This is a genomic window from Flavobacterium sp. (assembly GCF_035760125.1).
GTDB lineage: Bacteria > Bacteroidota > Bacteroidia > Flavobacteriales > Flavobacteriaceae > Flavobacterium.
The window spans coordinates 1-13013 of the sequence record NZ_DASTTN010000362.1 but is presented as its reverse complement, the minus strand read 5'-3'; the positions used below and the strand labels follow the sequence as shown (position 1 = coordinate 13013).

The 13013-nt window shown below is 34.3% G+C and carries 11 protein-coding genes and 1 pseudogene; 9 read left to right on the top strand and 3 right to left on the bottom strand.

The genetic code is table 11. The annotated features are described in order from the left end of the window. The 3 genes from VFS71_RS12940 to VFS71_RS12930 all read right to left on the bottom strand — a co-directional run. Positions 1–156 (bottom strand): DegT/DnrJ/EryC1/StrS family aminotransferase (locus tag VFS71_RS12940; RefSeq protein ID WP_326401717.1); only part of this gene is annotated, 156 nt, incomplete at its 3' end. Then, positions 153–1130, bottom strand: a complete 978-nt coding sequence (locus VFS71_RS12935; protein WP_326401716.1) for a GNAT family N-acetyltransferase — start codon at positions 1128–1130, stop codon at positions 153–155. The genes VFS71_RS12935 and VFS71_RS12940, both read right to left, overlap by 4 nt. A gap of 314 nt (positions 1131–1444) precedes the next feature. Then, positions 1445–2050 (bottom strand): trimeric intracellular cation channel family protein, encoded by a 606-nt coding sequence (locus VFS71_RS12930; protein ID WP_326401715.1) that lies wholly within the window; start codon positions 2048–2050, stop codon positions 1445–1447. Between the two features lie 137 nt (positions 2051–2187). Between VFS71_RS12930 and VFS71_RS12925 the strand changes: the two genes are divergently transcribed. The 9 genes and pseudogenes from VFS71_RS12925 to VFS71_RS12885 form a co-directional block, all read left to right on the top strand. After that, positions 2188–2973, top strand: a complete 786-nt coding sequence (locus VFS71_RS12925) for an RNA methyltransferase (protein WP_326401714.1) — start codon at positions 2188–2190, stop codon at positions 2971–2973. A 140-nt stretch (positions 2974–3113) separates the two neighbouring features. Next, positions 3114–3542, top strand: a complete 429-nt coding sequence (locus VFS71_RS12920) for a MarR family transcriptional regulator (protein WP_326401713.1) — start codon at positions 3114–3116, stop codon at positions 3540–3542. A gap of 10 nt (positions 3543–3552) precedes the next feature. Continuing rightward, positions 3553–4890: a S41 family peptidase gene (locus VFS71_RS12915; protein WP_326401711.1), complete on the top strand. Its 1338-nt coding sequence runs from the start codon at positions 3553–3555 to the stop codon at positions 4888–4890. Positions 4891–5002: 112 nt separating this feature from the next. Continuing rightward, positions 5003–6553: a serine hydrolase gene (locus tag VFS71_RS12910; RefSeq protein WP_326401709.1), complete on the top strand. Its 1551-nt coding sequence runs from the start codon at positions 5003–5005 to the stop codon at positions 6551–6553. Positions 6554–6603: 50 nt separating this feature from the next. Beyond that, positions 6604–8154, top strand: a complete 1551-nt coding sequence (locus VFS71_RS12905; RefSeq protein WP_326401707.1) for a serine hydrolase — start codon at positions 6604–6606, stop codon at positions 8152–8154. 259 nt (positions 8155–8413) lie between these two features. After that, on the top strand, positions 8414–10633 hold the full coding sequence (locus VFS71_RS12900; protein WP_326401706.1) for a RelA/SpoT family protein: 2220 nt from the start codon (positions 8414–8416) through the stop codon (positions 10631–10633). A gap of 344 nt (positions 10634–10977) precedes the next feature. After that, positions 10978–11457 (top strand): transcriptional repressor, encoded by a 480-nt coding sequence (locus VFS71_RS12895; protein WP_326401705.1) that lies wholly within the window; start codon positions 10978–10980, stop codon positions 11455–11457. A gap of 18 nt (positions 11458–11475) precedes the next feature. Next, on the top strand, positions 11476–12747 hold the full coding sequence (locus VFS71_RS12890; RefSeq protein WP_326401704.1) for an adenylosuccinate synthase: 1272 nt from the start codon (positions 11476–11478) through the stop codon (positions 12745–12747). Positions 12748–12807: 60 nt separating this feature from the next. Continuing rightward, a pseudogene (locus VFS71_RS12885) lies at positions 12808–13013 on the top strand (GDP-mannose pyrophosphatase); the annotation flags it as partial.

Here is a 13013-nt window from a genome sequence, read left to right as displayed (position 1 = left end):
ATAATTGGAATCACAATATTGAGCAAAATTGGGTTCAAACTCTTGGACTTCTTTTCCTAAAATATACCAACCGTTATCTAGAACCGATTTCAATTTCTCTTGAAAAGCGGCTTCATAAGGTTCGTTTATTTTTTTTAAGTCTAAAAATTTTATCATCTTGTTATATTTTCAAGTCTAGAAAAATTGATGGTTGCTACTTCATAAAAATCGTGCACAATTGTGCTTGCACCAAAACTTTCTTTCCAATACGACAAACCATCATTCAATATTTTTCCTTGATTTTCATTGGATACTCCAAAATCAAAATATCGTTTATTAACAAATACCTTTTTAATTAAATGATTATATAAAAAATCCAAACTTCCTAAGTTTTGCTGCTTTTCAAATTTTGAAATATATTGGCAATGAGCCACATTCTCGGATTCAAAAATAGTTGTTCCAGCTACAATTTCATCATTATAATAAACATTAAATTGTCTTATATAATTCTCGAAATGGCTTTTTAAAAATTGCATTTCAGCTATAGAGTGAACAGGTTCTGCATCGTGTTTTAATTCTAGATTGGGTATTAAAATCTGATTCCAAAAAGACTCAAAATTATTTTCCTCTTTTATAATTAATTCATTCTTTATTCCTTTTTGAATGCCTCGTTGTCTAATTTTAGAAAATTGAAAAGGTCTAGACAAATCAATCACTGCAAGTGTATCTCTTCGAATCAATTGTGCATCGATCAAAAACAGAGCATAATTTAGTTCTTCGGCTGGCTTGTCATGATAAATAGAAGGAAGTGTTTTGAGTTGGATTTTTACAAAATCATTTTCATTTAAATAAAATAAAACGGCTTTGAAAACTAGAATTACCGAGGCTAATTTTAAATCCTCTCCATAAATCAAACCTCCGTATGTCAAACCTTGATGGGAATAAAGGACATCCCCTACAATATTGGCCGGTAAAACGGAAACTAACTTTTCGTTTCTATAAACCATCAAAGAATAATCCTCGAATCGGTCTTTGTGGTAGTCCATAAAATCACGATGAAACAGAAAAGTAGCGTTCTTGGCTTCGCTTATAAAAGCATTCCAATTCGCATAATCACTTTCTTGATATCGTTTTACGGTGTAGTCCTTCACAATTGAGTATTAAAGAGTGGAAAAGTACACAATTAGGGCAATATTCTAAATATGAATGGTGAAAAATCTTTCCTTCATTTGGGAGTCACCCTTTTCAATATCAATCTCAATCATCATTTTTAGCACTTTTTTTCCGGTATTCCCGCGAAAGGGATTACTTCACTATACATTTATTTTCATAGGAGTTCAGTGAATTTCATTTGAAGCTAGCTACCAAAGTAGCGCGTATAGCCCGACCACATTAATGAAAGTGGCCGAATAATCGCAAAGAAAAGTAGGCCACTTTTCTTAATGTGGTCTAGCCAAAATGCTCTTTATTTTTTATGTTCTATTGGAGAAAGATGCCACTTGTATTTTACGGCCATTAGGCGAACAGCGATGATGACCAATGAGGTAATGAGATATAAAATATCATCCTCAAGATTCATTTTTCGGAGAATAAAAAATACAATTCCCCCTAAAATGCAAATTGTAGCATAGATTTCTCTACGAAAAATCACGGGAATTTCTGTGCATAAAATATCTCGAGTTACACCACCAAAACAAGCTGTCATTGTTCCTAGCGCGATACAAATAGTAGGATGAAGGTGGTAATCAATTCCTTTTTGGATTCCGATTAAGGTAAAAACACCTAATCCAATGGTATCAAATAATGCTAATGAGGTGCGGAGTTTGTCTAATCTTTTTCGAAATAATATTGTTAAACCAAAGCCTAGTATAATTACATAAACATAGGTCAGATCTTGCATCCAGCCTACCGGAGTGCGGCCTATCATAACATCACGCAAGGTTCCGCCTCCAACTGCGGTCACAAATGCAATGATAAAAACGCCGAACGGATCCAGTTTTTTGCTCATCGCGGTTAATGCCCCAGACATTGCAAATGCCATGGTTCCGATGATATCGAGTAGGTGAAACATTTTTGAAGTTTAGATTTTAGAATGCAGATTCTGCTTAAAATTTCAAAATTAAATAAAAAAGGACTTACTATTGATTATTTTAAGAATTTAAAAAATGGTAGTACCTTAGCACTTTCGTAACTTATCCTTTTTCAGCTTTGAAACAAATCACTTCCATCCAAAATCCTTTTATTAAATCCTTGGTGTTATTACAGGAAAAAGCAAAAGCCCGCAAACAATCGGGAACATTTCTGATTGAAGGAAAACGAGAAATTTCGCTGGCCTTAAAAGGAGGATATGAAATAGAAACGATTTTGTTTTTACCAGAAGTTTGTTCGGAAACGGAAACTCGTAAATTATCGAATAAGGCTGAATTGATTGAAATCAACAAAGATGTTTATCAAAAACTGGCATATCGCGATACCACTGAAGGAATTTTGGCTATCGCCAAAGCCAAATCAATGCAGTTATCAGATTTACAACTATCCGAAAACCCATTGATTATTATTGCCGAAGCTCCAGAAAAACCTGGAAACATAGGCGCTTTATTACGTACAGCCGATGCGGCAAATCTTGACGCTGTGATTATTGCCAACCCAAAAAGCGATTTATACAATCCAAATGTGGTTCGGTCAAGCGTAGGCTGCTTGTTCACCAATCAGATTGCAACAGGAACTACTACTGAGATCATTGCGTTTCTGAAAGAAAGAAACATCAATTTTTATTGTGCCACTCTGCAAAACTCCACTTCCTATCATACCCAAGATTACACTTCGCCAACAGCTTTGGTTGTTGGAACAGAGGCCACGGGGCTGACTCAGGAATGGCGTGATGCAGCCACCCAAAATATTATTATCCCGATGCAGGGTGAAATTGACAGTATGAATGTTTCGGTTGCCGCAGCAATTTTAATATTTGAAGCCAAAAGACAAAGGGGCTTTTAGATTTTAGAATTAAAAAACATTCCTTCCCTAATAATTTATACACATAATATTCAAACAGTTGAAATGAAATAAAAAAAATCATTTCATTTAATTTAATTGATATATCAATTATATTTGTATCAATATTTTAAATAAAAATAATGGAAAAGCTAAACGACATAATTTTTTATTCAATTGAAAAATCAATAAAAACATATCGGCAATTCGCCCAAAAAAACATATCTAAAGCAGGCATTGAAATAACCATTGATCAATGGCTTATTTTAAAAACTATTGAAGAAGACAATTCAATATCACAGAAAGAGATTGCTTTTAAAACATTTAAAGATGTTGCTTCCATCACTAGAATCATTGAATTATTAGTACAGAAAGGGTATTTATCAAGAAATTTAAAGTCACAAGACAGGAGAAGATTTGATTTGACTTTAACAAAAGAAGGAAATGCTATTATTGAAAAAATGCAGCCTTATATCCAAATTAACAGAACTCAAGCATTAAAAAACATAACCGATGAGGAAATGATGAATCTTCAATTGACTCTTTTAAAAATAATTTCAAACATCAATTAAATCTCAAAAAATGAACAAAAAAAACATCCTAATTATTATTTACTTTCTGCTAATGATTCCGTTAAAATCAATGGCACAGTCTGCAGTAAATCAAACAACCAACCCTGATCCTGTAACAAAAATAGAACAGCAGCAAGTTATTGATTCAATCAGTTTATTATTGAACAAAAGCTATATCTTTCCAGAGGTTGCAAAAAAAATGGGAGACTATATCTTATCGAATTTTAAAAACGGATCTTATACCACTATTACAAACCCTACATTATTTTCTGAAAAATTAACTGCAGATCTTCAATCTATAAGTAAGGATAAACACATACAGGTTAGATTTAATCCTGCCTTTATTAAAGAACTCAGAGAGTCAAATAAAAATCCAAGTCATGAAGAATTGCCCGTATCTCTTCTTGAAAAATGGAAAATAAACAACTATGGATTTAAGGAAGTTAAAATACTTGATGGTAATATAGGGTATCTCGATTTGAGAAGCTTTGGAGACACTTCCTTTGGAGGTGAAACTGCTGTTGCTGCAATGAATTTTCTTTCTAACGCCAATGCTTTAATCATTGATTTAAGGAAAAATGGAGGCGGTTCATCAGAAATGATTCAGCTGATTATCAGTTACCTTTTTGACTCTGAACCTGTTCATTTAAATAATTTCTATTACAGGCCAACTGATTCAAATACACAAACATGGACTTTGCCTTATGTAAGCGGTAAACGCATGCCAAATGTAGATGTTTATGTATTAACGAGTAAACGTACTTTTTCGGCTGCTGAAGAATTTAGCTATGATCTAAAAAACTTGCATCGTGCCACAATTATCGGTGAGGTTACTGGAGGCGGTGCTAATCCCGGCGGAGACGAAATAGCAACAGACCGCTTCACAATCTTCGTACCATTTGGAAGAGCAATTAACCCAATAACTAAAACAAACTGGGAAGGAACTGGCGTACAGCCTGATATAGAAGTTCCAGCAGATGATGCGCTATTTACTGCACAAATAAAAGCTTTAGAAAAATTGGCAGCAAAAGAGTCTAAAAATTCAAATAAAAAATATTCTTGGCTACTAACTTCATTAAAAGCAAAACAATATCCTTTGGTATTAAAAACAAAAGAATCCGAAAATTATATTGGTAAATTTGGGCCTAGAATAATAATTTATGAAAACGGAAATTTATATTATCAGCCAGATGCTATTCGTAAATTTAAGATGCTGCCTCTTGAAAAAGATATTTTTGATTTAGAGGATAATATGATACGAGTAGAATTTAAAAAAGTAAATAATAAGATATCAGGCATCACAGTTGTTAATGTAAACGGAACTACAGAAAGCTTCAATAAAGATTAAAAGTTAATCCGTATTTGAATTTAAAGAGAAAAACATAGATTAAAGAATCATAATTATAGTTTTAATTTTTAAATTTCAGATTTTAAACCAAAACAAATTAACATCGAATAGCATGAAAAAACTTAGTGTTTCCCTTTTAGCCCTTCTTGCATTTAGCATCCATTCTTTTGCCCAAATTACAGAACAAGAAGTCGACAATGTAGTTAATCGAACTTTAACAGCTTTTAATGTTCCCGGAATTGCTGTAGCAATTGTAAAAGATGGAAAAGTGATATTGGCAAAAGGTTATGGAGTAAAATCTATTCTAACCAATGAAAAGGTCGATGCAAATTCACTTTTTGGAATTGCTTCCAACAGCAAAGCTTTTACAAGTGCTGCTTTGGCAATGTTAATAGACGAAGGCAAGCTAAAATGGGATGACAAAGTCATTACTTATTTGCCAAATTTCAAAATGTACAATGATTATGTAACCAATGAATTTACGATTCGGGATTTATTGACCCACCGAAGCGGATTGGGACTTGGTGCAGGTGATTTAATGATTTGGCCTGACGGAAGCAATTTTACGGCACAGGATATTACTCAAAATTTACAGTATTTAAAACCGGTTTCGGCTTTTAGAACGCAATACGATTATGACAATTTATTATACATTGTTGCTGGTGAAGTTGTTCATAAGGTAAGCGGTATGAGTTGGTGTGATTTTATCGAAAGTCGAATAATGAAACCATTGGAAATGAATAACAGTGCAGCTTCGTTTGTTCGTTTGAAAGATACGAGTAATGTAATAGCACCCCATGTACCAATTAACGGAAAACTAAAAGTAATTTCTAGATATAAAAATCAACTATTTGACGCCGCTGCTGGCATCTACTCTAGTGTAAACGATTTGAGCAAATGGGTAATCATGCAATTGAATAATGGAAAATACGGTTCTGAAAGCAAACAATTATTCTCTGAAAAAGAGCATAACGAAATGTGGACTCCGCAAACTATAATTCATGCAGTAACAAAACCGCCTTACAACACTCATTTTAGTTCTTATGGATTGGGTTGGTTTTTGAGTGATGTAAAAGGATACAAGCAAGTAACTCACACTGGAGGTTTAGAAGGAATCGTGACTCAGGTGACTTTACTTCCTGAACTGAATTTAGGAATTATAGTATTGACCAACCAGCAATCGGGTGCCGCTTTTAATGCGATAACCAACACCATAAAGGACAGTTATCTTGGCATCAAATCGGATGATTATGTTACTGTTTATAGCAATCGCGTTAAAGCCACCGAAGAATCGGCTGATAAAGTAACCGACGAAGTTTGGGCTTTGGTTGCCAAAAACAAAAAAGAAAATATCAAAATTGACTTCAATAATTACGTTGGTACATACAAAGATAATTGGTTAGGCGAAATTGTGATTAGTGAAAAGAAAGGGAAATTATTTTTTGCTTCTAAACGTTCTCCACAACTTTCGGGAGAATTATTTCTTTACAAAGACAAAAACTTAGTGGTAAAATGGAACAATGCTTATTTCCATGCAGATGCCCATTTGTTTTTTGAATTTGATGTCGCCGGAAAAGCAATTGCCTTCAAAATGAAACCCATTTCTGAGCTGACCGATTTTAGTTATGATTTCCAGGATTTGGATTTTAAGAGAGAAATGTAGATTACAGATTTTAAAATAGAAACAATTAGAAACAAATTAAATCGAATAGTATGAAAAAATTCAGCATTTCTCTTTTAGTTCTTCTTGCATTTAACATCCATTCTTTTGCTCAAATTACAGAACAAGAAGTGGACAATTTAGTTAATCGAACTTTAACCACTTTTAATGTTCCCGGAATTGCAGTAGCAATAGTAAAAGACGGAAAAGTGTTACTGGCAAAAGGTTACGGAGTAAAATCAATTTTAACCAATGAAAAAGTAGATGCAAACACTCTTTATGGGATTGCTTCCAACAGCAAGGCTTTTACATCTGCTGCTTTGGCAATCTTAATAGACGAAGGTAAACTAAAATGGGATGATAAAGTCATTACTTATCTGCCGGATTTCAAAATGTACAATGATTATGTAACCAATGAATTTACGATTCGAGATCTGTTGACTCACAGAAGTGGATTGGGACTTGGCGCAGGAGATTTGATGTTTTGGCCTGGTGGAAGCGATTTTACAGTATACGATGTTATACACAATTTACAGTATTTAAAACCCGTTTCAGGTTTTAGAACAAAATATGATTATGATAATTTATTATACATGGTTGCTGGAGAAGTCGTTCATAAAGTAAGTGGCATAAGTTGGTGCGATTTTGTCGAAAACCGAATTATGAAACCATTGGAGATGAAAAACAGTGCAGCTTCGTTTGTTCGATTAAAAGACACCAGTAACATTATTGTTCCCCACGTACCTATTAATGGAAAATTGAAAGTGATTTCGAGAGACAAAAGTCAAACAATGGATGCCGCCGGCGGTATTTACTCAAATGTAAACGATATGAGCAAATGGATGATAATGCAATTAAATAATGGAAAATATGGAACAGAAAACGAACAATTATTCTCAGAGAAAGAACACAATGAGATGTGGACTCCACAAACTATTATGCCTGTAACCACAAAACCACCATACAATGTCCATTTTAGATCTTATGGATTGGGATGGTATTTAACTGATGAAAAAGGATACAAACAAGTGAGGCACTCGGGAGCTTTAGAAGGAATCTATACTCTGGTTACTCTTCTTCCTGAACTTAATTTAGGAATTGTAGTATTGACCAATCAGCAATCGGGAGATGCTTTTTATGCGATATCCAACACTATAAAAGACAGTTATCTGGGAATCAAATCTGAAGATTATGTTACGCTTTACAGGAAATGGGAAAAAGAGGATGAGGAATCGGGAGATAAGGCCACTGACGAAGTTTGGGCATTGGTTGCCAAAAACAAAAAAGAGAATTCCAAAATTGACTTCAATAATTACGTTGGTACATACAAAGATATATGGTTTGGTGAAATTATAATTAGCGAAAAGAAAGGGAAACTCATTTTTGCTTCCAAGCGTTCCCCAAAACTTGCAGGAGAGTTATTTCTTTACAAAGATAAAAACTTGGTTGTAAAATGGAACAATGCTTTTTTCCATGCCGATGCCCATTTGTTTTTTGAATTTGATGCAGCTGGTAAGGCAATTGCAATCAAAATGAAATCCATTTCTGAATTAACCGACTTTAGTTATGATTTTCAGGATTTGGACTTAAAAAAAGTATTCTAGGTTTCAGATAACAGAATTTTGTTTGTAGCGTTTGCATATTAGTTTTTTTTTCAATTGCTACAATTAAATATATTTATTTTGTATGTCCCTGATATAAGTTAACCACAAAAGTCAATTTATATCAGGGACATACATTTTTTTTCCTTTCAAAAATCTAAAATCACCTTTTTGAATTCTGCCATTTAAATTCCAAAATCCCTTTCTTCCCCTTGCACATCTCCTAAAAAAATCTTATTTTTAGGAATTGAACCATGCCGTTATGATAGAAATCGATATAGAAAAAGAAAACAAAGCAATTGCTCAAGAATATAAAGAGTTACTACGTATCAGTTACCAAACCCTGACCGCAGAGGATAAAAAACTGATACGCAAGGCGTTTGACGTGGCTGTTGATGCGCATAAAGACCAACGCCGCAAATCAGGAGAGGCATATATCTTCCATCCTATTGCGGTCGCTAAAATTGTAGCTTCCGATATTGGTTTGGGAGCAACTTCCATTGCTGCAGCCTTAATGCATGACGTTGTCGAAGACACACCAATCACCGTCAAAGACATTGAAAAAATGTTTAATCACAAAATCGCACAACTGGTTGAAGGATTAACCAAAATATCATTGGTACAAAAAGATCTAAACGTATCGATGCAAGCAGAGAATTTCCGCAAAATGCTACTGACACTTAATGACGACGTTCGGGTAATCCTCATAAAAATAGCCGATAGATTGCATAATATGCTAACTATGGACTCCATGGAAGACTACAAACAAGTCAAACTGGCATCTGAAACCTTATACATTTATGCTCCATTAGCGCATAGATTAGGCCTTTATAAAATCAAAAACAAACTGGAAGATTTAGGTTTAAAATATACTGAACCTGAAAGATACAACTCCATTGTCAGCAAAATAAGAGAAACAAAGGAAGAACAAGATTTATATATCAAAGACATTTCTGAAGTACTCCAAAAAGCATTGGACGAAGAAAATATAGACTACATCATCAAAGGTCGACCAAAATCCATTTATTCGATCAACAGAAAAATGTTGGCGCAAAATGTGACTTTTGACGAAGTCTACGACAAATTTGCCTTGCGTATTGTCTATAAATCAAATCCACATGATGAAAAATTCCTGGCTTGGAAAATTTACTCCATCGTAACGGATCATTACAGACCCAGCCCAAGTCGTTTGCGTGACTGGATTTCTTCGCCAAAATCAACTGGTTACGAAGCACTACACATTACCGTAATGGGACCAAAAGGCCGTTGGGTAGAAGTACAGGTACGAAGCGAGCGTATGGACGAAATTGCCGAAAAAGGATATGCTGCACATTACAAATACAAAAACGGAGCCACCGAAGAAAACGGTCTCGACGTTTGGTTAAACCTTTTGAAAGAAGCCCTTGAAAATTCAGAGACAAGTGCAGTCGATTTTGTGGAAGATTTCAAAATGAATCTGTATTCCAAAGAGATTTACATTTTTACACCAAAAGGAGAAATCAAATCCCTGCCAAAAGGCGCCACATCGCTTGATTTTGCTTTTAGCATCCACTCCGAAATTGGAATAAAAACAAGAGGAACAAGAGTCAACGGAAAATTAGTTCCTTTAAATTACGAATTAAAAAGTGGGGATCAGGTAGAAATCATCACCTCTCCTAACCAAAAACCGACCATCAACTGGCTGGATTACGTAACTACTTCAAGGGCAAAAAACAAAATTAGAAATGTCCTCAACGAGAACACTAAGAAAATTGCCGAAGACGGAAAAGAACTCCTTACCCGTAAATTAAAACACTTAAAAGTCAGTTTAAACGAGCAAACTATCAACGAGTTAGTTAACTTTTTCAGACTAAAAACAAGTTTAGATTTATTTTACAGAGTAGGTGTAGGTTCTATTGATAACCAACAATTAAAAGATTATGCTGCCCAAAAAAGCAACACTTTAATCAACTTTTTCAAAAACAAAATCAAGCGTTCACACAGCACTGCCGACGAAGACATTCACAAACAAGTCATCAGCAGCAATTACGACATGCTTGTTTTTGGAAAAACACATGACAAACTCGATTACAAATTATCCAGCTGTTGCAATCCCATACCTGGCGACGAAGTTTTTGGCTTTGTAACCATAAATGACGGAATCAAAATTCATAAAAAAGACTGTCCAAATGCCATTTCACTACAGTCCAATTATGCTTACCGAATCATGCAGGCCAAATGGATTGATTCCACCCAACAAGACTTCAAAGCCACCATCAACATCATGGGAATGGACACTTTGGGACTTACAAATGAATTGACAAAAGTGATTTCCAATAATATGAATGTCAACATTCAAAGCATTTCTCTTAACGGTGAAGCCGGTATTTTCAAGGGTCAAGTTTCTGTAATTGTACCCAACATCACCATTTTGAAAAAATTAATGGACAACATCAAAAAAATCGACGGAATCGACAAAGTAACCCGAGTGTATAAAAACTAACAAAAAGCATCCGATACAAAAACAAACTTTAAAAGTCAAAATTGTGATAATCGCAACCAAAAGACAAAAATAAATAGTTACAAAAATCATTTGGGCGTGCCACCATTAAGAAAAGAGGCCAACTTAACTAACCGTCGATTCGACCTCTTTCCCTAATGCTGTCGGGCTGTCCGCGCTACTTTGGTAGCTTGCTCCTATCCCTCACGCACTAAACCAGATAATCTTGTTTTCCATAAAAACATTATCTCTTATCCGTCATTAAAGCCTAAAAAATAAAATACTAGATTTAGAATTAAAACTTTAAATTTTTATACTTTTAAAATAATAATTTATCTTTGCAAGATATGACACTCATTTCCACAGATAACAACAAAAATCAAGAGATTGTAAAAAATGTTTTTACAATGTATCTCGAAAACAAAGGACACCGCAAAACACCAGAACGGTATGCTATCCTTCAAGAAATATACGACAGTGAGGAACATTTTGATATAGAAAACCTATACCTCAAAATGAAAAACAAAAACTACCGTGTCAGTAGAGCCACCCTTTACAATACAATCGAATTATTACTGGACTGCGCCTTGGTTCGCAAACATCAGTTTGGACAAAATCAAGCACACTACGAAAAGTCCTATTTCGACAAACAGCACGATCATATCATTATGACCGATACAGGTGAAGTAATTGAATTTTGTGACCCACGAATTCAAACCATCAAAAAAACTATCGAAGAGATTTTTGATATCGAAATCACCAATCATTCCTTATACTTATACGGAAACAAGAAAAAAACAAACGCAGAAAATACAATAGAAAATTAACTACAAATAAAACATAGAATGACTGTAGATTTATTATTAGGATTACAATGGGGAGATGAAGGAAAAGGAAAAATTGTTGACGTTCTTACATCAAATTATGATATAATTGCTCGTTTTCAAGGAGGTCCAAACGCAGGACACACTTTAGAATTTGATGGAATAAAACACGTTCTTAGAACTATTCCTTCTGGAATTTTTCATAAAACTGCCATAAACATTATCGGAAACGGAGTGGTAATTGACCCAGTAGTTTTTCAAAAAGAAATTGAAGGTCTTGAAAAATTTAATTTAGACATAAAAAGTAAATTAATCATTTCTAGAAAAGCACATTTAATCTTACCAACACACCGCTTACTTGATGCAGCTTCTGAAGCTTCAAAAGGAAAAGCAAAAATTGGCTCTACACTTAAAGGTATTGGACCAACTTATATGGACAAAACCGGAAGAAACGGATTGCGTGTTGGAGATACCGAATTAGAAGATTTCAAAGAACGTTACAGACATTTAGCTGACAAACACGAAGAAATGATTAAATTCTACGATGTTAACATTCAGTACAATTTGGCTGAAATGGAAAAAGAATTCTTCGAATCTATCGAAGTTTTAAAAACATTAGATTTTATAGATAGTGAAGAATACTTAAACCAAGCTCAAAGAGCAGGGAAATCAATTCTTTGCGAAGGTGCACAAGGTTCATTGTTAGACGTTGATTTTGGAACTTATCCATTTGTAACTTCTTCTAACACTACTGCTGCCGGTGCTTGTACTGGTTTGGGAATTGCTCCCAACAGAATCAAAGAGGTTTACGGAATTTTTAAAGCTTACGTAACTCGTGTTGGTAGCGGACCTTTCCCTACTGAACTTTTTGACGAAGATGGAGCGACAATGGCCAAAGTTGGAAACGAATTTGGTTCGGTTACAGGAAGACAAAGACGTTGTGGATGGTTGGATTTAGTAGCATTAAAATATGCTGTTCAAATCAACGGAGTAACACAATTAATGATGATGAAAGGTGATGTTCTTTCTGGTTTTGAAACGTTGAAAGTTTGTACTGAATACAACTATAAAGGAAAAAACATTTCACATTTCCCTTATAATATCGAACCAGAAAATGTAACTCCGGTATTCAAAGAATTCAAAGGATGGCACCAAGATTTAACTGGCATGACTACTTATGATCAATTGCCTATTGAATTAAAAGAGTACATCGAATTTATAGAAAAAGAGGTAGAAGTTCCAATAAAAATTGTTTCTGTCGGACCAGATAGAAAACAAACAATTCTTAAATAATAAACTAACGCTCTGACAATTAATCAGAGCGTTTTTTTTTAACATTAATTAGCTAATAATATGTCAAATCCTAAATACAAAATACAAAAAACAGAATTACTGTCCGACAATTGGTACATTCTGAATAAAGTAACCGTGGACTATCAAAAGAAAGATGGCACATGGGACACACAAGTACGAGAAGTATATGATAGAGGTAATGGAGCGGCTATTTTATTATATAATCAATCTAAAGGAACCGTTATTTTAACCCGACAATTTAGACT

What these genes read in the sequence shown, in the direction of transcription:
- VFS71_RS12900 (WP_326401706.1), top strand. Translation starts at nt 8,414, where the DNA reads ATGATAGAAATCGATATAGAAAAAGAAAACAAAGCAATTGCTCAAGAA.
- VFS71_RS12915 (WP_326401711.1), top strand. Translation starts at nt 3,553, where the DNA reads ATGAACAAAAAAAACATCCTAATTATTATTTACTTTCTGCTAATGATT.
- VFS71_RS12890 (WP_326401704.1), top strand. Translation starts at nt 11,476, where the DNA reads ATGACTGTAGATTTATTATTAGGATTACAATGGGGAGATGAAGGAAAA.
- VFS71_RS12930 (WP_326401715.1), bottom strand. Translation starts at nt 2,050, where the DNA reads ATGTTTCACCTACTCGATATCATCGGAACCATGGCATTTGCAATGTCT.
- VFS71_RS12910 (WP_326401709.1), top strand. Translation starts at nt 5,003, where the DNA reads ATGAAAAAACTTAGTGTTTCCCTTTTAGCCCTTCTTGCATTTAGCATC.
- VFS71_RS12905 (WP_326401707.1), top strand. Translation starts at nt 6,604, where the DNA reads ATGAAAAAATTCAGCATTTCTCTTTTAGTTCTTCTTGCATTTAACATC.
- VFS71_RS12920 (WP_326401713.1), top strand. Translation starts at nt 3,114, where the DNA reads ATGGAAAAGCTAAACGACATAATTTTTTATTCAATTGAAAAATCAATA.
- VFS71_RS12895 (WP_326401705.1), top strand. Translation starts at nt 10,978, where the DNA reads ATGACACTCATTTCCACAGATAACAACAAAAATCAAGAGATTGTAAAA.